Annotated in this window: 20 protein-coding genes; 8 read left to right on the forward strand and 12 right to left on the reverse strand. The window is 76.7% G+C overall.

Features of this window, described 5'->3' with window-relative positions:
* The first annotated feature begins 37 nt into the window (after positions 1-37).
* The 4 genes from K5O09_RS19180 to K5O09_RS08720 all read left to right on the forward strand — a co-directional run bounded on the left by K5O09_RS19180 (position 38) and on the right by K5O09_RS08720 (position 6,701).
* The gene (locus tag K5O09_RS19180) at positions 38-2,041 is read left to right on the forward strand and encodes an APC family permease (protein WP_255596249.1); all 2,004 of its coding nucleotides are present in this window, start codon (positions 38-40) and stop codon (positions 2,039-2,041) included.
* A complete protein-coding gene (locus K5O09_RS08710) occupies positions 2,031-3,302 on the forward strand; it encodes a class I SAM-dependent RNA methyltransferase (RefSeq protein WP_255596250.1) in 1,272 nt (423 codons plus the stop codon). The genes K5O09_RS19180 and K5O09_RS08710 overlap by 11 nt, the downstream gene beginning before the upstream one ends.
* Before the next feature lie 114 nt (positions 3,303-3,416).
* Positions 3,417-3,605 (forward strand): translation initiation factor 2, encoded by a 189-nt coding sequence (locus K5O09_RS08715; protein WP_222172354.1) that lies wholly within the window; start codon positions 3,417-3,419, stop codon positions 3,603-3,605.
* 264 nt (positions 3,606-3,869) lie between these two features.
* Positions 3,870-6,701 carry an aconitate hydratase gene (locus tag K5O09_RS08720; RefSeq protein WP_255596251.1) on the forward strand — a complete coding sequence of 944 codons (2,832 nt, stop codon included), beginning with the start codon at positions 3,870-3,872 and terminating at the stop codon, positions 6,699-6,701.
* Positions 6,702-6,768: 67 nt separating this feature from the next.
* On the opposite strand, the gene K5O09_RS08725 is transcribed toward K5O09_RS08720, so the two are convergent.
* The 11 genes from K5O09_RS08725 to K5O09_RS08775 form a co-directional block, all read right to left on the reverse strand.
* The gene (locus K5O09_RS08725; protein WP_222172356.1) at positions 6,769-7,194 is read right to left on the reverse strand and encodes a DUF1801 domain-containing protein; all 426 of its coding nucleotides are present in this window, start codon (positions 7,192-7,194) and stop codon (positions 6,769-6,771) included.
* Between the two features lie 47 nt (positions 7,195-7,241).
* A complete protein-coding gene (locus K5O09_RS08730) occupies positions 7,242-8,144 on the reverse strand; it encodes an aminoglycoside phosphotransferase family protein (protein WP_222172357.1) in 903 nt (300 codons plus the stop codon).
* Positions 8,145-8,246: 102 nt separating this feature from the next.
* On the reverse strand, positions 8,247-9,779 hold the full coding sequence (locus tag K5O09_RS08735) for an MATE family efflux transporter (RefSeq protein ID WP_222172358.1): 1,533 nt from the start codon (positions 9,777-9,779) through the stop codon (positions 8,247-8,249).
* A 182-nt stretch (positions 9,780-9,961) separates the two neighbouring features.
* Positions 9,962-10,651: a CoA pyrophosphatase gene (locus K5O09_RS08740; protein WP_370635558.1), complete on the reverse strand. Its 690-nt coding sequence runs from the start codon at positions 10,649-10,651 to the stop codon at positions 9,962-9,964.
* Entirely contained in the window at positions 10,648-11,352 is a 705-nt protein-coding gene (locus K5O09_RS08745; protein ID WP_222172359.1) for a type 1 glutamine amidotransferase, read from the reverse strand. The genes K5O09_RS08740 and K5O09_RS08745 overlap by 4 nt, the downstream gene beginning before the upstream one ends.
* 9 nt (positions 11,353-11,361) lie before the next feature.
* On the reverse strand, positions 11,362-12,978 hold the full coding sequence (locus K5O09_RS08750) for an NAD(P)/FAD-dependent oxidoreductase (protein ID WP_222172360.1): 1,617 nt from the start codon (positions 12,976-12,978) through the stop codon (positions 11,362-11,364).
* A gap of 88 nt (positions 12,979-13,066) precedes the next feature.
* Positions 13,067-13,312, reverse strand: a complete 246-nt coding sequence (locus K5O09_RS08755; RefSeq protein WP_222172361.1) for a CDGSH iron-sulfur domain-containing protein — start codon at positions 13,310-13,312, stop codon at positions 13,067-13,069.
* Positions 13,309-14,313: a glycosyltransferase family 2 protein gene (locus K5O09_RS08760; RefSeq protein WP_255596252.1), complete on the reverse strand. Its 1,005-nt coding sequence runs from the start codon at positions 14,311-14,313 to the stop codon at positions 13,309-13,311. Before K5O09_RS08760 ends, K5O09_RS08755 begins: the two co-directional genes overlap by 4 nt.
* On the reverse strand, positions 14,310-15,365 hold the full coding sequence (locus K5O09_RS08765) for an iron-containing redox enzyme family protein (RefSeq protein ID WP_222172362.1): 1,056 nt from the start codon (positions 15,363-15,365) through the stop codon (positions 14,310-14,312). The genes K5O09_RS08760 and K5O09_RS08765 overlap by 4 nt, the downstream gene beginning before the upstream one ends.
* A gap of 82 nt (positions 15,366-15,447) precedes the next feature.
* Entirely contained in the window at positions 15,448-16,446 is a 999-nt protein-coding gene (locus K5O09_RS08770; RefSeq protein WP_222172363.1) for an NAD-dependent epimerase/dehydratase family protein, read from the reverse strand.
* Positions 16,447-16,594: 148 nt separating this feature from the next.
* Positions 16,595-17,167, reverse strand: coding sequence for a YbaK/EbsC family protein (locus K5O09_RS08775; protein ID WP_222172364.1), 573 nt, complete (start codon positions 17,165-17,167; stop codon positions 16,595-16,597).
* A 67-nt stretch (positions 17,168-17,234) separates the two neighbouring features.
* Here K5O09_RS08775 and K5O09_RS08780 point away from each other — a divergent pair, with 67 nt between their 5' ends.
* Positions 17,235-17,705, forward strand: coding sequence for a GNAT family N-acetyltransferase (locus K5O09_RS08780; RefSeq protein WP_222172365.1), 471 nt, complete (start codon positions 17,235-17,237; stop codon positions 17,703-17,705).
* Here K5O09_RS08780 and K5O09_RS08785 read toward each other — a convergent pair.
* Positions 17,683-18,219, reverse strand: a complete 537-nt coding sequence (locus K5O09_RS08785; protein WP_222172366.1) for a YbhB/YbcL family Raf kinase inhibitor-like protein — start codon at positions 18,217-18,219, stop codon at positions 17,683-17,685. The two genes, K5O09_RS08780 and K5O09_RS08785, sit on opposite strands and share 23 nt — an antisense overlap.
* 264 nt (positions 18,220-18,483) lie before the next feature.
* Between K5O09_RS08785 and K5O09_RS08790 the strand changes: the two genes are divergently transcribed.
* From K5O09_RS08790 to K5O09_RS08800, 3 genes are read left to right on the forward strand one after another with little or no spacing between them, the layout of a single operon-like run.
* Positions 18,484-19,482 carry a hypothetical protein gene (locus tag K5O09_RS08790; protein WP_222172367.1) on the forward strand — a complete coding sequence of 333 codons (999 nt, stop codon included), beginning with the start codon at positions 18,484-18,486 and terminating at the stop codon, positions 19,480-19,482.
* The gene (locus K5O09_RS08795; protein ID WP_222172368.1) at positions 19,479-21,122 is read left to right on the forward strand and encodes a DNA polymerase Y family protein; all 1,644 of its coding nucleotides are present in this window, start codon (positions 19,479-19,481) and stop codon (positions 21,120-21,122) included. Before K5O09_RS08790 ends, K5O09_RS08795 begins: the two co-directional genes overlap by 4 nt.
* The gene (locus K5O09_RS08800) at positions 21,115-24,729 is read left to right on the forward strand and encodes an error-prone DNA polymerase (RefSeq protein WP_222172369.1); all 3,615 of its coding nucleotides are present in this window, start codon (positions 21,115-21,117) and stop codon (positions 24,727-24,729) included. The genes K5O09_RS08795 and K5O09_RS08800 overlap by 8 nt, the downstream gene beginning before the upstream one ends.
* The last annotated feature ends 47 nt before the right edge of the window (positions 24,730-24,776 follow it).

Raw genomic sequence — 24,776 nt, forward strand, 5'->3', positions numbered from 1 at the left:
GCGCGACGGCACGCGACTGCGCCTAGCATGGTCCCTCGTGCCGGATCTCGCGGATGCCGCCAAACGCTTGCTGCTGGGCCGACCGGTCCGCAGCGAGAACCTGGGGCACACCCTGCTGCCCAAGCGGATCGCCCTGCCGATCTTCGCCTCGGACGCGCTCTCGTCCGTGGCCTACGCCCCCGACGAGGTGCTGCTGACGCTGGCGCTCGCCGGGGTCAGCGCGACCGTCATCTCGCCGTGGGTCGGCCTCGCGGTGGTGGTCGTCATGGCGACCGTCATCGCCTCGTACCGGCAGAACGTGCACGCGTACCCGTCCGGGGGCGGCGACTACGAGGTCGCGACCGTGAACCTCGGCCCGAGGGCCGGCGTCTCGGTGGCCAGCGCGCTCCTGGTCGACTACGTGCTGACCGTGGCGGTGTCCGTGTCGTCGGGCACGCAGTACGCCGCGTCCGCCCTGCCCGCCCTCCGCGGCCACGAGACGCTCGTGGCGGTCGGCGTCGTGGTGCTCCTGACGCTGGCGAACCTGCGCGGCGTGAAGGAGTCCGGCCGCGCGTTCGCGATCCCGGTGTACCTGTTCATGGTCGCGGTCGGGTCCACCGCGGTCTTCGGCTTTGTCCAGTACCTGTCGGGCGACCTCCAGCAGGCGGCCTCGCACGACCTCACGATCGTGCCCGTCCAGGGCTTCGACGAGGGGCTGTCCGGCGCCGCGGGGGCGTTCCTGGTGCTGCGGGCGTTCGCGTCCGGGTCCGCGGCCCTCACCGGCGTGGAGGCGATCAGCAACGGCGTGCCGTCGTTCCGCAAGCCGAAGTCGAAGAACGCCGCGACCACCCTGCTGCTGCTCGGCAGCCTGTCCGTGTTCCTCATCATGTCGATCCTCACGCTCGCCCGGATCACGGGCGTGCACTACGTGGAGGACCCGGCGACACAGCTGCTGCGCGACGGCCGCCCGGTCGGCGAGGACTACGTGCAGGACCCGGTGATCGGGCAGCTCGCGCAGACGATCTTCCACTCGTTCCCGCCGGCGTTCTACCTGGTGGCCGTGGTCACCGGGCTGATCCTCGTGCTCGCCGCCAACACCGCGTTCAACGGCTTCCCGGTGCTGGGCTCGATCCTCGCGAAGGACGGGTTCCTGCCGCGGCAGCTGCACACCCGCGGCGACCGGCTCGCGTTCTCGAACGGCATCGTCGCGCTGGCGCTCGGGGCGATCGCGCTGATCGTGGCGTTCGACGCGCAGGTCACCCGGCTGATCCAGCTCTACATCGTGGGCGTCTTCGTGTCGTTCACGCTGTCCCAGCTCGGCATGATCAAGCACTGGACGCGTGAGCTGCGCACGGAGCCCGACCCGGCGCGGCGCCGGCAGATGACGCGGTCGCGGGTGATCAACGCGACCGGCTTCGGGATGACCGCGACCGTCCTGATGATCGTGCTGGTCACGAAGTTCACGCACGGCGCCTGGATCGCGATCCTCGCGATGATCGTCGTGTTCGTCGGCATGCAGGGCATCCGGCGGCACTACGACGCGGTGCGCCAGGAGCTGGCGCTGGGCGAGGACCCCACGTCGGCGCGCGCGCTGCCGAGCCGGGTGCACGCGATCGTGCTGGTCTCGCACCTGCACCGTCCCACGATGCGCGCGCTCTCCTACGCCCGGGCGTCGCGCCCGCACACGATCGAGGCCGTGACGGTGGGGGTCGATCCCGAGGACGCGCAGGCCCTGCGGGCCCAGTGGGAGGCGATGGAGCTGCCGGTCCCGCTGCGCATCCTGGACTCGCCGTTCCGCGAGATCACCCGCCCGATCATCACGTACGTCCGCTCGATCCGGCGGGACAGCCCGCGGGACCTCGTGGTCGTGTACATCCCCGAGTACGTCGTGGGCCACTGGTGGGAGCAGCTGCTGCACAACCAGAGCGCCCTGCGGCTCAAGGGCCGGCTGCTGTTCACCCCGGGCGTCGTCGTGGCGTCCGTGCCGTGGCAGCTCGCGTCGACGGAAGGTCAGACCGGTATGGAGGAGCACGTGCGCAGGACGATCTCCCGTGGCCTCTGAGGGCGACGCGCCGGGCGACCTCGTCGAGCTGGAGGTCGGGCCGGTCGCGCACGGCGGTCACTGCGTCGCGCGGCTGCGGGCCGCGGGTGAGGACGGCCCGGGCCGGGTGGTCTTCGTCCGGCACGCGCTGCCCGGCGAGCGGGTGCGCGCCCGCCTGACGGAGACCGGCGCGAAGGCCCGGTTCTGGCGGGCCGACGCCGTGGAGGTGCTCGAGGCGTCCGCGGACCGCGTCGCGTCCGCGTGGCCGGAGGCCGGACCGGGCGGCGTTGGCGGCGGCGAGCTCGCGCACGTGGCGCCCGCGGCGCAGCGAGCGTGGAAGGCCGCGGTGCTCGGTGAGCAGCTGCAGCGGCTGGCGCGCGTGGAGCGGGACGTCCCCGTCCGGGAGCTCCCCGGCGACGCGGAGCGGGGCGGGCTCGGCTGGCGCACGCGCGTCGGGTTCCTGGCCGACCGGGAGGGGCGCGCGGGCATGCGGCGGTTCCGGTCCCACGACGTGGTGCCGGTGACGACGATGCCGTTGATGAGCGACGCGCTGGCCGACCTCGACCTGCTCGGGCGCCGCTGGCGTCCGGGGGCGCGGATCGAGGCCGTGGCCCCGGCGGGCGGCGACCAGCCGGTCGTGCTCGTCGACGGCGAGCCGTTCGACCTGCGGCGCGGCAAGGCCGATCCGCGGCCGAACGCCCGCACCGCCGTGCGGGAGCGCGTGACCGTCGGTGACCGGGCGTGGACGTACCGGGTGGCGGCGGCCGGGTTCTGGCAGGTGCACCGCGAGGCGCCGGCGGCGCTCACCGGCGCTGTGCTGGACGCGGTCGGCGACGTCTCCGGCGCACGGGTGCTGGACCTGTACTCCGGGGCGGGCCTGTTCACGCTCCCGCTGACGGACGCCGTGGGCGACGCGGGCACCGTCGTGGCCGTCGAGGGCGATGCCCGCGCCGTGAAGGACGCCCGCCGCAACCTGCACGACCGGCCGCAGGTCGCGCTGCACGGCGGTGACGTCGCCGCCGTGCTGGCCTCGGGCGGGGCGGGTCCGCGCGCCGACGTGGTGGTGCTCGACCCGCCGCGGGTCGGTGCCGGAGGGGACGTCGTGCACGCCGTCGCGGGACTCGCGCCGCGGCGCGTCGTGTACGTGGCGTGCGACCCGGCGGCGCTGGCGCGCGACGTGGCCTACCTGGCCGAGGAGGGCTACGCCCTGGAGGGCGTCACGGGGTACGACCTGTTCCCGATGACGCACCACGTGGAGGCTGTCGCGGTCCTGACCCGCTGACCGGGACCGGTGGCCCGGGTGCGGGGGCGCAGGGCGGTCGCGCGCGGGCGACGGGCGGCCTAGCGTGAGAGCGGGCGCCCGCGTCCGGACGCCCGGGGACGGAAGGAGTCGACGATGACCACAGCCCACGACGGCGGCGTCCGCGAGTCGGCCGCCGAGGCGGCCCACCGCGTCGCGGAGGCGAGCCGGCGGGCCACCGAGGAGCTGCACAAGCAGGGCACCCCGGACTACGACCCGCGTCAGCACCAGAAGGCCGTCGAGCGCGAGCGGCGCGCGGCGGAGGAGGCCTCGTCCGGCGACTGACCGGGCGGACGCCGCGTCCCGCTCCCGGGCGGGCGATCCCCGTGCGGCCGCGGCGGGCGGTGCCGCGCGCCGACGGCGTGGTGCACGTCGCCCGCCCCGGCCGGGCGCGGTAGGATGTATCTTGACGTCAAGATAAATCGCCGGACCGCCCCCGGTCCGCGCGGTGATCGCAGACGACCACGCGCCGCGGCCCGCCCCGCGGGTCCCCGCCGGACCCGCGGACGGGCCGGGGCGGCCGCACCCGCACCACGAAGGAGCCCCCCTGTGAGCAGCGTCGACAGCTTCGGGTCGAAGTCCCGGCTGAGCGTCGGTGACGACACCTACGAGATCTTCCGGCTGGACGCCGTCCCCGGGACCGAGAAGCTGCCGTACAGCCTCAAGGTGCTGGCGGAGAACCTGCTGCGCACGGAGGACGGCGCGAACATCACCGCCGACCACGTGCGGGCGCTGGCGGCCTGGGACCCGTCCGCCGAGCCGGACACGGAGATCCAGTTCACGCCCGCCCGCGTGATCATGCAGGACTTCACCGGCGTGCCCTGCGTGGTCGACCTCGCCACGATGCGCGAGGCGATGGCCGACCTCGGCGGTGACCCGACCCGCATCAACCCGCTCGCCCCCGCCGAGCTCGTCATCGACCACTCGGTCCAGATCGACGTGTTCGGGCGCGAGGACGCGTTCCGGCGCAACGTCGAGATCGAGTACCAGCGCAACCACGAGCGCTACCAGTTCCTGCGGTGGGGCCAGACCGCGTTCGACGACTTCAAGGTCGTCCCGCCGGGCACGGGCATCGTGCACCAGGTCAACATCGAGTACCTGGCGCGGGGCGTCATGACGCGCGAGGTGGACGGCGTCGTCCGCGCGTACCCGGACACCTGCGTGGGCACCGACTCGCACACCACGATGGTCAACGGCCTCGGCGTGCTCGGCTGGGGCGTCGGCGGCATCGAGGCCGAGGCCGCCATGCTGGGGCAGCCGGTGTCGATGCTCATCCCGCGTGTCGTCGGCTTCAGGCTCACCGGGTCCATCCCGTCCGGCGTCACCGCCACCGACGTCGTGCTCACCATCACCCAGCAGCTGCGCCAGCACGGCGTGGTCGGCAAGTTCGTCGAGTTCTACGGCGAGGGCGTCGCCCAGGTGCCGCTCGCGAACCGCGCGACGATCGGCAACATGTCGCCCGAGTTCGGCTCGACCTGCGCGATCTTCCCGGTCGACGACGTGACGCTCGACTACCTGCGCCTCACCGGCCGCTCCGAGCAGCAGCTCGCGCTCGTCGAGGCGTACGCCAAGGAGCAGGGCCTCTGGCACGACCCGTCGCGGGAGCCGGCGTACTCCGAGTACCTGGAGCTCGACCTCGGCACCGTCGTGCCGTCCATCGCCGGGCCGAAGCGCCCGCAGGACCGCATCGAGCTGTCCGCGGCGAAGGAGTCGTTCGCCACGTCGATCCTCGACTACGTGTCCGCGGACGAGGCGGCGCCGTTCACCGGGGCGGACCGGACGTTCACGGGGCTCGACGAGTCCGTCGACGAGACGTTCCCGGCCTCCGACCCGATCGCGGCGGGGGAGCACGCGGACGCCTCCGACGCGCCCGCCCACGTCGCCGCGGGCGACGCGGCCCGGCGCCCGCACCGCCGCGTGCCGGTGACGCTCGCGGACGGGACCACCACGGAGCTCGACCACGGCGCCGTCGTGATCGCCTCGATCACGTCCTGCACCAACACCTCCAACCCGTCGGTCATGCTCGCCGCGGCGCTGCTGGCCCGCAAGGCCGTGGAGCGCGGACTGGACTCCAAGCCGTGGGTGAAGACGTCCATGGCGCCGGGTTCCCAGGTCGTCACGAACTACTACGAGAAGGCCGGTCTGTGGCCGTACCTCGAGAAGCTCGGGTTCCACCTGGTCGGCTACGGGTGCGCGACCTGCATCGGCAACTCCGGCCCGCTGCCCGAGGAGGTCTCGGCGGCCGTCAACGAGCACGACCTGTCGGTCGTCTCGGTGCTGTCCGGCAACCGCAACTTCGAGGGCCGCATCAACCCCGACGTGAAGATGAACTACCTCGCGTCCCCGCCGCTGGTCATCGCGTACGCGCTGGCCGGGACGATGGACTTCGACTTCGACCACGAGCCGCTCGGCACGGACGAGAGCGGCGCGCCGGTGTTCCTCGCGGACATCTGGCCCACGCCGGAGGAGGTCCAGGCGACGATCGACGCGAGCATCGACCGCTCGATGTTCGAGGCCGACTACGCCGACGTGTTCGCCGGAGACGACCGGTGGCGCGCGCTCGACACGCCGGAGGGCGACACGTTCGCCTGGGACGCGGAGTCGACCTACGTGCGCAAGCCCCCGTACTTCGAGGGCATGGCCGCCGAGCCGGCGCCCGTCGTGGACGTGTCCGGCGCGCGGGTGCTCGCCAAGCTCGGCGACTCGGTTACCACGGACCACATCAGCCCCGCGGGCTCGATCAAGGCCGACAGCCCCGCCGGGCGGTACCTCGCGGAGCACGGCGTCGAGCGCCGCGACTTCAACTCCTACGGCTCCCGCCGCGGCAACCACGAGGTGATGATCCGCGGCACGTTCGCGAACATCCGGCTCCGCAACCAGCTCGTCCCGGGCGTCGAGGGCGGCTTCACGGTGAACCACCTGACGGGCGAGCAGACGTCGATCTACGACGCCGCGCAGGCGTACGCCGAGGCCGGCGTGCCGCTCGTGATCCTGGGCGGCAAGGAGTACGGCTCGGGCTCGTCGCGCGACTGGGCGGCCAAGGGCACGGCGCTGCTCGGGGTGAAGGCGGTCATCACCGAGTCGTTCGAGCGGATCCACCGGTCGAACCTCATCGGCATGGGCGTGCTGCCGCTGCAGTTCCCGGCGGGGGAGTCGGCGGACTCGCTCGGCCTGGACGGCACCGAGACGTTCGACATCGCCGGCATCGCCGCGCTCGACGACGGGCCGGCCCCGCGCACGGTCCGCGTCACCGCGACCAAGGCCGACGGCGCGGTCGTCGCGTTCGACGCCGTGGTCCGCATCGACACCCCCGGCGAGGCCGACTACTACCGCAACGGCGGCATCCTGCAGTACGTGCTGCGGAGCCTCGCGAGCGCCTGACGCGCTCCGACGCCCCCGTGCCCTGGCGGTGCGGGGGCGTCGGCCGTCCGGCCGCGCCGCACGGGCCTCAGGCGTCGCGCGGGTTGCTCCCGCGGGCGTCCCACGCGTCCCGGACGACCTGCTCCAGCACGCCGAGGTCCACGCGGTCGAGGTCTGTCAGGTACACGCACCCCCGCCCGGTGCGGTGCGGCCCGAGCGCGGCGAGCCGGTCGGCGTGGGCCTCGACGCCGTCGGTCAGGTACAGGGTCAGCGCGGCCTTGCGCGGCGAGAACGCCACGGGGGGCCAGTCACCGCTGCGTCCGGAGGCGTAGGTGTAGCGCGCCGACCCGAAGCCGATGATCGACGGGCCCCAGAGCACGGGCGGCTCGCCGGTGACGCGCGCGACGAGCTCGAGCAGCCGCCGCGCGTCGCGGCGACGGCGCTCCGGCGTCACCGCGGCGAGGAAGGCGGGCACGTCCGCGTCGGTGGGGACGGTCCTCGGTGCGTCGGCCATGCGGTCATCATGCCTCCCGGGCCGTGAGGCGGCAGGGTGCGACCCGGTCAGCCGAGCAGCGCCCGGACCGCGTGCGCGCCGGTCGCGGCGATCGGCGGGTCGTCGTCGCCGTGCGCGACCATCGCGGAGGCCATCACCAGGGCCCACCCGGCCGCGCGGCGCCAGCGGCCCGGGTCGGGCGGTCCGGCGGCGTCCGCGAGGACGTCCGAGCGCTCCCGGAACGCCGCGCGGCCCGCGTCGTCGAAGGTCAGCCACGCGGTCGCGAGGTCGCACGCGGGGTCCCCGGCGGTCAGGTCCCCGAAGTCCAGGAGCGCCGCGAGCCGGCCGTCGCGCACGACGAGGTTCGCCGGGTGCGGGTCGCCGTGCAGCCACAGCGGGACACCGGCCCAGCGGGGGGCGGCGAGCGCGTCCTCCCACAGCGCCTCGGCACGTGGCGTCACACCGGGGACGTGCGCCTCGAGGTGCTCGAGCCGGCCCCGCAGGGCGCCCGACCGGCCCGCGAGCGCCCCGCCGCGCACCGGGTTGACGGGCGCGTCGGGCGGTGCGGGGGTGTGCAGCGCGGCGAGGGCCTCCGCCAGCGCCGGCGCCCAGGCGGTGCGGGCGGCCACGGGCTCGTCCGCCGCGTGGACGCCGGGGAACCACGGGACGACGCTCCATGCCCAGGGGAACCCCGCGCCCGGCCGACCCGCGCGCACCGCGGCGGGCACGGGGACCGGGCAGCGCAGCGCGAGCTCGCCGAGCCACCGCTGCTCGTGCTCGACGAGGTGCGCTGCGGCCTCGCGGCGCGGCAGGCGGACCGCGAGGTCGTCGCCCAGCCGGAACGTCGCGTTGTCCCAGCCGTGCGCGACCAGCCGGACCGGCCGCGTCGCCAGGTCCGGGTGCTGCTCGGCGAGCAGCGCGCGGACGAGGTCGGCGGTGAGCGCGAGCTCGGCGGCGGGTCTGGCGGGCACGGGAGACCTCCGGGGGCGGGCGGGCGCGCCAGGCTACCCGACGCCCGGACGGCACCCCTGCCGGGGCGCCGGGCCGGCGCGCCCACGCGACGGGAACGGGGGTCAGCGACCGGGAGGGCGGCACTCCAGGGGGGAGACCTCGGCCGGCTCGGTGGCGAGCGGGGCGGGGGTGAGCGGCGCCGGGTGGGCGCTCTCGCCGACGCGGGGCTGCGGCACGACCGCGTCCACGACCATCGAGCCGTCGGAGGGTCCCTCGACCGGCACGGGCTCGGGGGTCGTCTCGACCTGGGAGAGCGGGGCGATCGGCAGGGTCGCCAGGTGCCGGTGCGCCCGCAGGTAGGCGGGCACCAGCAGGACGACCGCGCCGACCCAGGCCAGCGGGTTGCCCCACACCACGCCGACGAACCCGAACGCCGCGCCGAGCACCACGGCGGCGCCGACCCGCATCACGAGCTCGATCACCCCGGTGAGCGTCGGCACGCCCGTGCGACCCAGCCCCTGGAGAGCCCCGCGCAGCACGAACAGCACGCCGAGCACCGCGTAGAGCGCGGCGTTGATGTGGAGGAACTGGGTCGCCAGGTGGACCACCCGGTCCTCCCCGTCGCCGACGAACAGCCGGACCAGCCATGCCCCGGACGTGACCAGCACGACGCCGAGCGCCACCGAGCCCGCGACCGCGAGGCCGGTGGCCTGCACGACGCCCTGCCGGATGCGGTCCGGCCGTCCGCCCCCGAGGTTCTGCGCGACGAACATCGACACCGCGAGGCCGAGGGACTGGAGCAGGGCGATCGCGAGCCCGTCGACGCGCGCCGCCGTCGTGTACGCGGCGACGGCGTCCGCCCCGAGCTCGTTGAGGCGGACCTGCACCGCCAGCGTGCCGATCGCGATGATCGACGCCTGGAACCCCATCGGCAGGCCGAGTCGCAGGTGGTCGGTCAGGTCGGTGCGCGTCACGCGCCAGTCCGCCCGGCGCAGGTGCAGCACGGGCACGCGGCGGCGCACGAATTCCAGGCACAGCACGACCGACACCGCCTGCGACACGACGGTGGCGAGCGCCGCACCGCCGACGCCGAGCCCGAGGCCGCCGACGAAGAGCACGACGAGCGCCACGTTGAGCACGCACGCCACGGTGAGGAAGACCAGCGGCGTCCGGGAGTCGCCGATCGCACGGATGACCGCGGACAGGTAGTTGAAGAACATCAGCGCGCCGGTACCCAGGAAGCTGACCTGCGCGAACGTCGTGGCCTGCGCCATCAGCACGTCCGGCGTGCGCAGCAGCGCCAGCGCGGGCCCGGCGAGCAGGGGCGCGGCCACGGTCAGCGCGACGCTGCCGGCGCCGGTCAGCAGGGCGCCGGTGGCCACGGAGCGGCGCACGGCGGCGTCGTCCCGCGCACCGAACGCCTGCGCGGTGGGGATGGCGAAGCCGGACGTCATGCCCCAGACGAACCCGAGGAGCAGGAACAGCAGGCTGCCGGTCGCGCCGACCGCGGCGAGGGCGTCGACGCCGAGGTGGCGGCCGACGACGACGGCGTCGGCGAACTGGTAGAGCTGCTGGACGACGTTGCCCACGAGCAGCGGGACGGCGAACACGAGGATGACGCGCCAGGGGCGGCCGGCGGTCAGGACCTTGGCCATGAGGGGGAGGGCTCCGGGGCAGGACGGGGGCGGCTGGGGATCGGGACGGCGGGGGAGGGCGGCGCGGCGTCCCGGTCGCGGCGGGCGGCGGCGCCGTCGACGATCGTATCGTTTCGATGACGTCGTGACGAGCCCTTTTCCCGTCCGGGCCGGGTGATCCGTGCCGGGGCGCGCCGTGCCGGTCAGACGGGCGCGGGCACCGTGCGCGCGGCGTCCCAGGGCTGCGCCCAGCCCACCTCGTCCAGCAGCCGGTCCAGGACGAACGCGGTGAAGCCCCAGACCACCACGCCGCCGACCAGGAAGGCCGGCCCCCGGTACTCGCCGCCGTGTCGGCGCAGCGTGGTGGTGGCGCGGTTCGCCGGGTCGACGAGGTCCGCGACCGGCACGCGGAAGACGTCGACCGTCTCGGCCGGATCCGTGGCGGCGACGGCGGACGGCTGCTGCCACCAGGCGACCACCGGTGTGACGAGGTTGCTGCTCACCGGCAGCGGCAGGGGCGGCAGCGTGCCGAGCACCCGCACGCCTCCGGGGTCGAGGCCGGTCTCCTCCTGCGCCTCCCGGAGGGCCGCTCCCTGAGGGCCGGCGTCGCCGGGATCGATGCCGCCGCCGGGGAAGGACACCTGGCCCGGGTGGTGGCCGAGGGTCGGGGAGCGGCGGGTCAGCAGCACGTCGAGGTCGGCGGCCACCGCAGGGTGGTCGGTCCGGGCGGCGACGTGGTCGAGGATCCCGAACAGCACCAGCACCGCCGAGCTCCGGACGGGGACGTCCGACGCGGCGAACGCCCGCTCGGGGTCGGGCGCCCAGACCGGACGGCGGTCGCACAGGTGCAGCAGGTCGTCCAGCGCCGCCGAGGCGCCCGCGCCCGGGCTCACGCGTGCTCCCGCACCGCCGCGGCGAAGGCGGCCAGGCCGAGGTCGGCGCCCGGGCGCAACGCCGCCAGGTGCTGGCGCGAGCCGAGCCGGATCGCGTCCGCCTCGCCGGGCTCGAGGCCGGCCGTCATGGACGGCGTCGCGAGCCAGACGTCGAGCAGGGTCGGCTCGACCTCCAGGTGGAACTGCAGACCGACCGCGCTGCCCGCCCGGAAGGCCTGCACCGGGGTGACGTCGGTCCGGGCGAGCAGCGTCGCGCCCTCCGGCAGGTCCACGGCGTCGTCGTGCCAGTGCAGGACCGTCGGGCGCGCACCCGTCGCGGCGAGCAGCGGGTCCGGTGCCACCACGCCCACGGGGGCGAAGCCCACCTCCGTGCCGTGCCGCCGGTGCAGGCGGGCGCCGAGGGCCAGGGCGAGCAGCTGCATGCCCAGGCACACGCCCAGGGTCGGGACGCCGGCGTCGACCGCCTCGGCGAGCAGCCGGCGCTCGGCGGCCAGACCCGGGTGGCCGAGGTCGTCGTCGGCGTCCTGCGGTCCGCCCATGACGACGAGCCCGGCGAGGTCGCCGACCGCGGGCAGACGCGGCGAGGCGTCGTCGACGACCGTCCGCGTGGTGAGCGGCAGGCCGTCCAGCGCGCGGGCGACGAGGCCCGGGCCCTCGTGCGCGACGTGCGTGAGGACGAGGACGGGACGCGGCGGGGTCACCCCGCGACCCTAAGCCTCCGCCAGGGTTCCCGGGAGCCCGCGCGCGGGGGCGTCCCCGAGGTCCCGCAGCGCGCGCCGCGCCGCGTACCAGCCGGACAGCCCGTGCACCCCCGGCCCCGGAGGGGCGGACGCCGAGCACAGGTAGACGCCGGGTGCCCCCGAGGCGTACGGGTCGAGCCGGGGGACCGGGCGGGTGGCCATGCTCCACAGCGACACCGCGCCGCCGGAGATGTCGCCGCCGACCAGGTTCGCGTCGTGCTCGGCGAGCCGTGCGGCGGGCACCGCGTGCGAGGCGACGACGGTGTCCCGGAACCCGGGGGCGAACCGCTCGACCTGGCCGAGCACGGCCTCGGTGGGGTCGACGTCGGAGCCGGACGGCACGTGCGCGTACGCCCAGACGGGCCGCAGGCCGCCCGCTGCGCGTCCCGGGTCCAGCGCGGCGGGGTCGGACAGCAGCGTGAGCGGCCGCTCGGCGTGCCGGCCGCGACCGACGGCCGCCTCCGCCTCCACCACCTGGTCCCGGGTGCCGCCCAGGTGGACCGTGCCCGCGCGGTGCACCTCCGGGTGCGCCCAGGGGATCGGGCCGTCGACCACCAGGTCCACCTTCGCGGCGGCGTTGCCGTACCGGAAGCCCGCGTACGCCCGCTGCAGCCGCGCCGGCATCGCGTCCCCGAACACCTGGGCGATCAGGCGCGGAGCGGTGTCGAACAGGTAGGCGCGCGCGGGCGGCAGGTCGGCGCGGCGCGCGACGGGGTGGTTCGTCAGGACGCGGCCGCCGAGGCGCACCAGGTCGGCGTGCAGCGCGTCGACGATCGCCTGCGACCCGCCGCGCACGACGGGCCAGCCGTGCCCCGCGTGCGCGAGGGTGGTCAGGAGCACGGCCGTCCCCGCCGCCGCCAGCGAGGGCAGCGGTGTGATGGCGTGTCCCGCCACGCCCGTCAGGAGAGCGGCGCCCTCCTCGGTGCGCAGGGCGGACGGCACGAGCGCGGAGCCGTTGCGGAGCACGCCGAGCGCGAACCGGGTCGCGGTGACGACCGTGCGGGGCGTCGCGCCCGCCGGGATGCTGCGGTGGTCGCCGAGGGCGAGGGCCACCACGTCCTGCCAGTGCTCGGACAGCGGGCCGAACAGCCGGCGCCACGCATCGCCGTCCGCGCCCAGGCCGTCGGCGGTGCGGGCCAGGTCGCGGTAGGCCACGGCCGCCCGGCCGCCGTCGAGGGGCTGCGCGAACGACGCCTCCGGGGTGAGCAGGTCGAGACGCTCGTGCAGGCGCAGCTCCCGGAAGAACGGCGACGCCCACGCCATCGGGTGCACGGCCGAGCAGATGTCGTGCACGATCCCCGGCGCCAGGCCGAGGTCGAGGGTCCGGGACCCGCCGCCGACCGTGCCCTGCGCCTCCAGCACCACCACCGACAACCCGGCACGGGCCAGCGTCACCGCGGCCGCGAGCCCGTTGGGGCCCGAGCCGACCACGACGGCGTCCAGGTCGCCGCGGGCGGCGGGCGGGCGCGGGACGGGGCGCGACGGGCGCGCGCCACCGGTCGCGCCGAGACCGCGGCGACCAGGTCCGCCGGCACCGGGGGCGCGACGGGGGCGGCCGTGACGGGGCGGCGTGGGGTCCGGGCTCATCGACACGACGCTAGGCCGGTCGCGGGGATGACGCAGCCCAGCGCGGTGACCGCGCAGCCCCGTGGGCGGCTCCGCAGGTCGGGTCCCCTCAGACAGGCTCCGGCGGGCGGGGGGCCTCGTCGTCGGTCCGGAACCCGATCGCCTTGTGCGACCCGTCGCAGAACGGCTTGAGGGCCGAGGCCCCGCACCGGCACAGGGCCACGGTCGCCCGTCGGCGCGGGACGACCTGCCCGGCGGCGTCGCGGATCTCGACGTCCCCGCGCACGAGGATCGGGCCGTCGGGGCAGGGGGTGAGGACGACGGCGGAGGCGCCGTCGCGGCTGTCGGGGTTCATGCGGCGACCTCCAGGGACCGGTGGCGGACGGGGCGGTGCGCGGCGCGCAGGTCACGCAGCGGCGTCGCGGCGCGCACGAGGCGTCCTCCCGCGTACGGCACGCCGCCGCAGGCACGCAGCGCGAGCGCCAGCCAGGCGCACGCCCCGCGCTCCAGCAACCACGCCGGGGCCAGGGGCACGGCCGAGGCCGGCAGCCGGGAGGCACCGCCGGCGCGCCGCCGGCCCGTCTCCGCGACCGCGACGACGACGAGCGCCAGCGCCGTCAGCGCCCGCACGTCGCGCGCCGCCACGACGACGACGACCGGCAGCACCGCCAGCTCCGCGGCGAACCGGACCGGCTGGGCGAGGCTGTCGTAGGCCTGCCGCGGCCGCTGGCGCAGGAAGTGGCGGACGGTCGGCGGTCGCCGCGTCACGAACACGTCGTCGGCCCGGTGCTCGGTGCCGCCGCGGGCGCGCACCGTGCGCAGCAGCTCGAGGTTCTCGAACAGCACGTCCCCGTCGTAGCCGCCGGGCCCCAGGGCGTCGCGGCGCACGGCCAGCGTGCCGGGGTAGTCGGAGCCGAGCGCCCGGTTCAGCAGCGTCCGCGCCGTGTCCCAGCGCGCGTGCCACGGCATCGGGTCGAAGACGTTCTGGGGCCGGACGACGTCGGCGTCCGCCAGGCGGGCCAGCACCACCGCCAGCGTCGCCCGGTCGTAGCGCACGTCGTCGTCGGCCAGCACCACCCGCGGGGCCCGCGCCAGGCGCAGCCCCGTCAGCACCCCCGCGACCTTCCCGTTCCGCCCGGGGTGCGCGTCGGGCCGCACGTGCCGCACCGCTCCGCCGAACGCCCGTGCGTGCGCGGCGAACCGCCCGGGGTCCGAGCCGTCGACGACCGTGACCGGCAGCCAGCCGGCGAGCCCCTGCAGGTACGCGGCCAGCTCCTCCAGGCCGGCGTCGTCGGACCACCGCAGCGGGAGCACGTACTCCGCGTCCGGCAGCAGCGGCCCGGCCGGGTCGGTCACGCCGCGCTCCCCACCGCCCAGGGCCGCAGCAGCGAGGTCTCGCCCGCCGACCAGCGGTCCACCAGGTGCGCGCCCACCCGGCCGTCGACCTCCAGGCACGCGGCGGCGCCGAACAGCACGTCGTCCCGCAGGTGCGGCTGCTGCGCCACGAGAGCGCCCGCGAGGTCACGGCCGGCGATCTGCTCGTGCACCGCGTCGGCCTCGACGTGCTCGTCGAAGTACCAGGTCACGTCGGCGTCGTAGCCGTGCCGCCGGAACCCGTTGCCGTACAGCCGGTTCGGCTGCGAGGACGTCATCTCGAACGCCGCCAGGTGCCCGACGATGCAGCCGCGCAGCCGCCGGTGCAGCCCGAACAGCGACATCGTGTTCACCGACGCCAGCGTCACCGCGGGCACGTCGTCGACGTAGCGGCCGTAGGTGTCGTCCAGCCCGAGCCCGCGCATCGTCCGGGCGAACAGTGCCGCGTGCATGCGCTCCGGCCGGCCGCCGCCGTACTCGTCGGCCTGGATCTCCACGAGCGCGGCCTTCGGGGCGCCCCGCAGCCGGGGGATCGCCCACGTGTGCGGGTCGGCCTCCTTCAGCTGGTAGACCGAGCGGTGCACCAGGAGCTCGTGCAGTTGCTCGTCGGTGGCCTTGCGGGCCACGTACGCCGACAGGCCCGGTCCGGAGTCGCGGCCCGTCAGGTCGAACAGTGCGCGCGCGACCGCGGGACCGAGCCCCTCGCGCGCGGTGTCAGCCTCGAGCTGCTCGACGAGGTCCTCCGGCACGCGGACCTCGGCACGCAGCCGCGCCTCGAACCGCTCCTCGACGACGGCCCGGGCGCGCAGCAGGTGCGGGTCCCACTCCAGCCGGTCGTCCACGCCGTCGACGCCCTGGTGGTGCAGCTCGTACATCACCGTGAGCGCCAGCTGGACGTCCTCGTCCGCCAGCACGTCCTGCGAGGCGTCGACGGCGCTCGCGGCCTGCTCGGCGAGCTCCGGGCCGACCTCACCCGACGCCAGCGCGGTCAGCACGCTCCGGCTGAACGGTCCACGGGGGGCGGGTGCTCGCATCGTCGGGTCCTCCTGGAGCGCGTCGGGTCGGGTGCCCCGCTGCCAGAGGCTGCGCCCGCGTCCGCGCGGGCGGGTGCCGACGTCACCGTAGCCGCGGGTCGTCCGCCGCGCGCGCCGAGCCGCCGTCCCCGTCCGCGGCCGTCATGGGGGCGCCGGCCCAGCCGCGCGCCGTGGTCGCCACGACCTCCTCCCACGGGGTCGGACGGAGGCCGAACGTGCTGGTGGTGGCGCTCGCGTCGAGCAGGAACGGCCGCTCGGTCTGCCACAGGACCTCGCCCAGCTCGCGCAGCACCGGGACGACCGCGGCCCCGGCGGTCAGCAGGGGGCGCGGCACCCGACGCACGCGCGGCGCGGGCAGGGACGCCGGTGCCGCGGCCACGAGGTCGGTGAGCGTCTGCCGCACCGAGCGCTCCGGCGGGCTCGGGACGTGCCACGGGAGCCCCCACGCCCGTCCGTCCCCCGCCACGGCGGCGAGCGTGCGGGCCACGTCCGGCACGTACGAGAAGGCGTGCGGCACGTCCGGGTCCCCGAACGCCCAGACCGTGCGTCCCCGCAGGGCGGCGTCGGCGTAGCGTCGCAGCAGCCCGCCGGCGCGCGGGACGGTCGGCCCGATGAAGTCCGACGCCCGCACCTCCGTCACCCGGACCCGGCCCGCCTCGTGCGCGGCGAGCGCCTCCTGCCACAGGCGGGCGCGCAGCCGGCCCTTGTTCCCGGTCGCCGCAGGCGGGAGATCGCGGTGCAGCGGTCCGTCCACGGGGCCGTACCCGTACAGGTTGCTCAGCGTCACCAGCACCGCGCCGCTGCGTTCCGCCACCGCGAGCAGCGCGGCGGCGACCGGTGGCCACCGCGCCTCCCAGTCCTGGTACGGGCCCGGGTTCACGCAGCTGACGACCGCCGAGACGCCGCGGGCGTGGCCGGCGAGCGCGTCGGCGTCGGCCGCGTCGGCCGGGACGCACCGGACGCCCGGCGTGGCGGGGCCGCGGCCCGAGCGGCTCACCAGGGTCACGGTGTCGCCGCGCCCGGCGAGCAGGGTGGCCAGGGCGGAGCCGACGGTGCCGGCGCCGACGACGAGGACGGGCACGGGGGCCTCCCGGGGCCGGTGGACGTGCGGGGTCGGCCCCAGTCTGCTGCGCGCACGCCGCGCGCGAGGGCGGTTCCGGGGGCGGGTCGACGCCGGTGCCGTGCCGGTGCCGTGCCGGTGCCGAGCCGGTGCCGTGCCGGTGCCCGGGTCAGGCCAGGGCGAGGCCGTCGACGAGCTCCGCGCCCGGCGCCTGCGCCAGCAGGGTGCCGGGCAGGGCGATCTTGGACCGCCGCAGCCCCGAGCCGATGATCACCGTGCCGCCCGCGCCCTCGGCCTCCGTCGCGACGGCGGCGTCCACCAGCACCCGGTAGCCCGTCGGGAGGCCGAGCGGCGTGATCCCGCCGTACTCCATGCCGGACTCCTCGACGGCGCGGTCCACCGGCAGGAACGACGCCTTGCGGACGTCGAGCAGCCGCTTCACGGCGTTGTTCACGTCCGCGCGGCCCGTCGCGCGGACGACGGCGGCCGCGACCCGCTCCTCGCCGCCGCGCCGCCCCGCCACCAGGACGCAGTTCGCCGACACCGCCAGCGGCAGGTCGTACGCCTCGGTCATCGCGGCGGTGTCCGCGAGCTCCGGGTCGATCTCCGTGACGAGCACCTGGTCCGCCACCGCGGGCTCCACGGCGGCCCAGCCGGTGACCGCGGCGGCGGTGGGCTCCGCGAGCAGGTGCAGGTGGTCGACGGCGCGCAGCCAGGTCAGGTTCCCGAGCGTCAGCGGCATGGCCGCAGCGTAACCAGCACGGCCGTCGGTGCCACCGGGTGGTCCGCCTCCCGGTCAAGATGGGGACGTGCGCCCGCCCCCGCCGCCCGACCCGTTCGCCGCCGACCCGTACGTGCTGGTGCCCGCGGCACCGCCCCGGGACGACTACCTGCGGCTGCGCCGGGACGCCGGGCTGTCGCCCAAGCGGGCCGACCAGGCCGACGGGGCCCTCGCGGGGAGCTGGTCGTGGTGCCACGTGCGGACGGCGCAGGGGCGGGTCGTCGCGATGGGGCGGGTGGTCGGCGACGGCGGCTGGTACTTCCTGGTCGCGGACATGGCGGTCGACCCCGGGCACCAGCGGCGCGGTCTGGGCCGGCGCGTGCTCACGCGCCTGCTCGAGGACCTGCGCGCGCGGGCGCCCCGGGGTGCCTACGTGACGCTGGTGGCGGACCCGCCGGGCCGGCGGCTCTACGAGTCGCTGGGCTTCCGCGACGTCGCCCCCGGGGCCACCGGCATGGTGCTCGAGCTCGGCGAGGTCAGCGGGAGTACGTCGGGCTGATCGTCGCGCGTCCCAGCGTGTGGAACAGGGCGGTGAACGCCACCGCCGTGGGTGTCGCGTCGCGCGGGACGTCGAGGTGCTCGACGTCGAGGGCGTGGACCGCGAACACGTACCGGTGCGGGCGGTCCCCGGGCGGTGGTGCGGCCCCCTCGTAGCCGGGCGTGCCGCCGTCGGCGCGGACGTGGAACGCCCCGGAGGGCAGCAGCGCGCCGTCCGGCGACCCCGCGCCGCGGGGGAGCGAGGTCGTGCTCACCGGGACGTCCACGACCGTCCAGTGCCAGTACCCGGCGGGCGTCGGCGCGTCCGGGTCGAAGCAGCTCACGACGAAGGACCGCGTCCCCTCGGGGAACCCCGACCACTCCAGCGCGGGTGAGAGCCCCTCGGCGTCGGCGGTGAACGCGGGGGCGAGCGGCTCGCCGTGCACGACGTCCGCGCTCGCCACGTCGAAGGCGGCGACGGACGGCAGCAGGGCGTACGGCTCGGGGGCGACGGGACGGGTCAGCGAGACGGCCATGGTCCTCCTCCGGGGCGGTCGCGGACGGTGCCGCGACGGGTGTGCCTGCCCGCCTCATCCTGCCCCCGCGCGCCGGTCCGCGCAGGGGCTCCGGCGTGTCCGCGAGGGCGCGCCGGGCGTGGTCCTCAGGCGGGCCGGCGCCGGATTGACGGGTGCCGTCGTGTCAGCGTCTACTGGCACAATCGAACACGTGTTCGAACGACGGGGGCGGTGGGGACGGTGTCGGCCGTCCCGCCGCACGGTGGGCGGGACGGAGGTGGGGCGGTGAGCGCGGCGGACGCGGTGACCCAGCAGGAGCGGATCGCCCGCGCCCGGGCCGCCCTCGCGCACGCCGAGCTGCGGACCGGGGCACGCAGCCTGGCACGCGGCACCGACCACCGGGCGGACGGGGGCGCCGGCCAGCGGGCGGACGGGGGCACGGGCCACCGGGCGGGGTCTCCGGCTCCGGGGCGCGGTGCGGAGGGCTCCGACCGTCCCGTCGTCCACGGCGCCGCGGCGCTCGCGGTCGCGGTCCGCCCTGACGGGCCCCCCGACGCGGTGCCGTCGGCCGGTCCCGTGGCCGTCCCCGACCTGCCCGGCCGCGTCCCGTCGCCGGCCCGGCCCGTCGCACGCGGCCCGGTGCTGCTGACCGATCGGCCGCCGCTCGCCGTGCCGCCCGCGCTGACCCCGCTGCTGCCCGACGGCCTGCGCCGGGGCAGCACCACCGCGGTCCTCGGCTCCACCTCGCTGGTGCTCGCGATGATCGCCGCGGCCTGCACGGCGCGCGAGGCGTGGGCGGCGGTGGTCGGGCAGCCCAGCCTCGGCCTGCTGGCCGCGGCCCAGTCCGGTGTCGCCCTGGCGCGGCTCGCGGTCGTGCCGCGCCCCGGGGTGGACTCCCCGACCGTCGTCGCCGCGCTGCTCGACGGGATCGACGTCGTCGTGGTCGGCCCGGGGGCGACCCTCACCGACGCCGACCGCCGCCGGCTCATGGCGCGCGCCCGCGACCGCGGGTCCGTGCTGCTGGCCACCTCGCCGTGGCCCGGGGCGGGCTGCGTCCTGACCGTCGAGGGCGGCCGGTGGACCGGGGTGGGCGACGGCGACGGCCGGCTGCGGGCGCACGAGCTCCGGATCACCCGCACGGGCCGCGGTGGTGCCGGCCGCGCCCAGGACCTGCGCGTGGTCCTGCCGCTCGAGGCGGGGATCGACCCGTACGCCCCACCGGCGGCCCCCTCCGCGTCCGCGACCGGCGAGACGGACCACCCCGGCCTGAGGCTGGTCGGATGAGCACCCGCACCACCGTCGTCTGGGTGCCGGACTGGCCGGTCGTCGCCGCGGTGCGGGCCGCCGACGTACCGCCGCACCTGCCCGCCGCCGTGCAGTCCGGCGCGCGGCTGACCGCCGTGTCCGCGCTCGCCCGGGCGCAGGGCGTGCGCCGGGGGATGCGGCGCCGGCAGGCGCAGGGCGTCTGCCCGGAGGTCGTCCTGCTGCCCGCCGACGACGACCGCGACGCCCGGCTGTTCGAGCCGGTCGCCGCGGCTACCGAGTCGGTCGTCGCCGGCGTCGAGGTCGCCCGCCCCGGCCTGCTGCTGCTCCCCGCCGACGGCGCCGCCCGGTTCCACGGGACGGAGGAGGTGCTCGCCGAGCGCCTGGTGTCCGCCGTCGCCGAACGCACCGGCCACGAGTGCCAGGTCGGCACCGCCGACGGGTTGCTCGCGGCGATCCTCGCGGCCCGCACCGACGAGGTCGTCCCGCCGGGACGCTCCCGGGAGCTCCTGGCGCCGCGCCACGTCGAGGAGGTCGCCACGGCCGCGATGCAGGACGACGCCCTCCGGGCCGTGACCGACCTCGTCGACCTGCTGCGCCGGCTCGGGCTGCGGACCCTCGGGGACCTGGCGGCGCTCGCGGCGGGGGACGTGCACGCGCGGTTCGGCAGCTGGGGCACGTGGGCCTGGACCTTGGCGCGCGGGGACGACCTGCGTCCGCCCGCCCGCCGCCGCCCCGAGACCGACCTCGAGGTCGCCACCGCCCTCGACCCGCCCGCGCACCGGGTGGACGTCGCGACGTTCGCCGGCCGGCGCCTGGCGGAGGAGCTGCACGCCCTGCTCACGGAGCAGTCGCTGACCTGCGGGCGGCTGCGCATCGCGGCCCGGACGGACGCCGGCGAGGAGCTCACCCGCACCTGGCGGACGGACCTCGGGGGGCTCGGCGGGCTGTCCGCGGCGCGGATCACCGACCGGGTGCGCTGGCAGCTCGAGGGCTGGCTCACCGCGGCGGCGGTCGAGCGCGGCGGCGGGCGGGGCGGCCGGGCGGAGTCCGAGCACGACGAGGGGGCCGAGCCGGTCGGGCTCGTCGCCCTCGCCATCACCGCCGAGGACGTCGCCGCCGCCGGCGCCGAGCAGGGCCGGCTGTGGGGCGGGCCGTCCGGCGGTGACCTGCGGGCGCACCGCGCGCTCGACCGCGTGCAGGGCCTGCTCGGCGGGGACGGCGTGCTCACCGCGGCCCTGCAGGGTGGCCGGGACGTCCGCGACCGGGTGTACCTGCAGCCCTGGGGGGCGCAGGCCGCGGCACCCCGGCCCGCCGACCGGCCGTGGCCGGGCCGCCTCCCCGAGCCGGCGCCGGCCACCGTGCCCGTCCGACCCGCGCCCGTGGAGGTGCTCGACGCGCGGGGGCGGCCGGTGTCGTTCGACGGGCGGCTCGTGATGACCGCGCCGCCCGCCCGGGTGCGGACCCCCGGCACCGACCGCCGTCCCGCCGCGGAGCACGAGGTCGCCGGCTGGGCGGGTCCGTGGCCGCTGGCCGAACGCTGGTGGGCACCCGACCGGGCGGAGCTGCGCGTGCACGTGCAGGCCACCCTCACCGACGGGCGCGCCCTGCTGCTCGCCTGGCGCCCCGACGGCTGGACCTGCGAGGCCGTCTATGACTGACGCCCCCCGCTACGCGGAGCTGCACGCGCACTCGGCGTTCAGCTTCCTCGACGGCGCGAGCCAGCCGGAGGAGCTCGCCGCCGAGGCGCACCGGCTCGGGCTCAGCGCCCTCGCGCTCACCGACCACGACGGGCTGTACGGCGTCGTGCGGTTCTCCGAGGCCGCCCGGCGCGTCGGGCTGCCCACCGTCTTCGGCGCCGAGCTGCACCTGCCGGTCCCCGGGCTCACCGGCCCGGACGTGCTCGACCCTCCCACGGGCGTGCCCGACCCCCGCGCCCTGCACCTCCCGGTCCTCGCCCGGGGCCCCGACGGCTACCGGGCGCTGTCCCGCGCCATCGCCGAGGGGCACCTCGCCACCGGGACCAAGGGCGCCGCGGAGTACCGGCTGGAGTCCCTCGCCGAGCAGGCGGACGGCCGCTGGCTCGTGCTCACCGGGTGCCGCAAGGGACCTGTGCGGCACGCCCTCACCGACGGCGGCCGTACCCCTGGTGTCGCGCCCGGTGGCGTCGAGCGGGCCCGCTCGGAGCTCGACCGGCTCGCCGCCCTCTTCGGGCGGGACAACGTCGCGGTCGAGGTCACGCAGTCCGGCGGGCCGTTCGACTCCGAGACGGCCGACGCCCTCGCCTCGCTCGCCCGGGACGCCGGGCTGCCGCTCGTCGCCACCGGCAACGTGCACTACGCCACCCCGCGGGACGCCGACCTGGCGATGGCGCTCGCGGCCGTGCGGGCCCGCTCCTCGATGGAGGACCTCGACGGCTGGCTGCCCGGGGCGCCCACCGCGCACCTCGCCTCCGCGACGGAGATGCGGCACCGGCACCGGCGGCACCCGCAGGCCGTCGCGACCGCCGCCGCCCTGGGCGACGAGTGCGCGTTCGACCTGCACCTCGTCGCCCCGCAGCTCCCGCCGTACCCGGTACCGCCCGGCCACACCGAGGCCACCTGGCTGCGCGAGCTCGTCCGCCGCGGCGCCCTGGAGCGGTACGGCCCGCCCGAGGCCGAGCGGGTCCCCGGCGCCTACGCACAGCTCGAGCACGAGCTGCGCGTCATCGAGGACCTCGGCTTCCCCGGCTACTTCCTGGTGGTCTACGACCTGGTCGACTTCTGCCACCGCAACGGCATCCTCGCCCAGGGCCGTGGGTCCGCCGCGAACTCCGCCGTCTGCTACGCCCTGAAGGTCACCGCCGTCGATGCCGTGCAGCACGGTCTGCTCTTCGAGCGGTTCCTCGCGCCCGAGCGCGACGGGCCGCCCGACATCGACGTGGACATCGAGTCGGGCCGCCGCGAGGAGGTCATCCAGTACGTCTACGCGAAGCACGGCCGCACGCACGCCGCCCAGGTCGCGAACGTCATCTCGTACCGTGCCCGGTCCGCGGTCCGGGACGCCGCCCGGGCGCTCGGCTACGACGTCGGGCAGCAGGACGCGTGGAGCAAGTCGATCGAGCGCTGGGGCACGCTGCGCGGGCCCCAGCCGGTGCACCCGTGGTGGTCCGGGGAGAACCGGGTGCCTGCCGACACCGTGCCCGCCGACGCCGTGCCCGCCGGCGCGACGCCCGGCACCGTGCCCCCCGGCACCCCTCCCCGGACGTCGGCGGCCGCCGCGCAGGACGCCGACTACGCCGCGCAGCAGCGCGACCCCGACGGCGTGGTGTGGGGCTGGAACCACGAGCCCGGCCCCGCGCCCGCGCCCCGGCGTCCGGCGGGGCGCGACGACACCGACGGCCGCCCGGGGCAGCCCACCGCCGACGGCCACGACGTCGTCCCGGCGCACCGGCCACCGCCCGCCGCGGACCTGGACGAGATCCCCGACCAGGTCGTCGACCTGGCCGACCGTTTCCTGCGCCTGCCGCGGCACCTCGGCATCCACTCCGGCGGCATGGTGATGTGCGACCGCCCGGTCATCGAGGTGTGCCCCGTCGAGTGGGCGCGGATGGAGGGGCGCACGGTCCTGCAGTGGGACAAGGACGACTGCGCGGACGCCGGGCTGGTGAAGTTCGACCTGCTGGGCCTGGGGATGCTCACCGCGCTGCGGCTCGCGTTCGACGAGGTGCGCAGGCAGGGCGGCCCGACCCTCGACCTGCACGCCCTGCCGGACGAGGACCCGCTGGTCTACGACCTGCTCTGCGCGGCGGACACGGTCGGGGTGTTCCAGGTCGAGTCCCGCGCCCAGATGGGGACGCTGCCGCGTCTCCAGCCGCGGAGCTTCTACGGGATCGTCGTCGAGGTCGCGCTCATCCGCCCCGGGCCGATCCAGGGCGGTTCCGTGCACCCGTACATCGAGCGCTACCAGGGGCGCCAGCCCATCACGTACGCGCACCCGAAGCTCGTGAAGTCCCTGGAGCGCACCCTCGGCGTCCCGCTGTTCCAGGAGCAGCTCATGCAGATGGCGATCGACGTCGCCGACTTCACGCCCGCCGAGGCCGACCAGCTCCGGCGCGCGATGGGCTCCAAGCGCAGCATCGAGAAGATGGAGGCCCTGCGCGCCCGGCTGATGTCCGGCATGGAGCGCAACGGCCTGCCCGAGGACGTCCGCGAGGAGGTCTACGAGAAGCTCAAGGCGTTCGCCGACTTCGGGTTCCCCGAGTCGCACGCGTACTCCTTCGCGTTCCTCGTCTACGCCAGCGCGTGGCTCAAGGTGCACCACCCGGCCGCGTTCTACGCGGGGCTGCTCGCCGCGCAGCCCATGGGGTTCTACTCCCCGCAGACGCTCGTCGCGGACGCCCGGCGGCACGGCATCGAGGTGCTGCGCCCGGACGTCCAGCGCTCCGGGGTGCAGGCCGTCGTCGAGCGGGTCCGGCCCGAGCCGCCCGGCGGTGAGCCCCTGCTGACCCCCCGGCAGTCCGGGACCGCGCCCGTGCCGCGTGCGCCGGGTGCGCCGGGTGCGGCGGCGGGGGAGTCCGTCCGGTCGCTCGCGGTGCGGGTCGGGCTCGCCTCGGTCCGCTCCGTGGGGGAGAAGGTCGCCGAGCGGATCGTGGCCGAGCGCGACGCCCACGGGCCGTTCGCCGACCTGCGGGACCTCGTGCGCCGGGTCGAGCTCAGCACCGCGCAGCTCGAGGCCCTCGCCACCGGCGGCGCGCTCGAGCCGCTGGGCGTCACCCGGCGGGAGGCCCTGTGGGCGGCGGGCGCCCTCGCGCAGGAGGGGCCCGACACGCTGCCGGGCGTCTCCGTCGGCGTGCAGGCGCCGACCCTGCCGGGCATGAGCCCCGTCGAGCTCGCGGTCGCGGACGTGTGGGCCACCGGGGTCACCGTGGACTCCTACCCCACGCAGTACGTCCGCGACGGCCTCGACGCGGCGGGTGTGCTGCGCGTCGAGCAGACCTACCACCACGACCCGGGCCGGCGGGTCGCCGTCGCCGGCGTCGTCACCCACCGGCAGCGCCCCGGGACGGCGGGCGGTGTCACGTTTCTGTCCCTGGAGGACGAGACCGGCCTGCTGAACGTCGTCTGCAGCACCGGGCTGTGGCAGCGGTTCCGGAAGGTGGCCCGCACCTCGCGGGCGCTGGTGGTCCGGGGCAGGCTGGAGCGCGCCGACGGCGCCACGAACCTCGTCGCCGAGCACCTGTCGCCGCTGTCGCTGCAGGTCGCCACGACCTCCCGGGACTTCCAGTGACCCCGCGACCCGGTGGCCCCCGGCCCGGCGTGCCGACGTGCCTACAC

Source organism: Cellulomonas sp. C5510 (assembly GCF_019797765.1).
Lineage (GTDB): Bacteria > Actinomycetota > Actinomycetes > Actinomycetales > Cellulomonadaceae > Cellulomonas.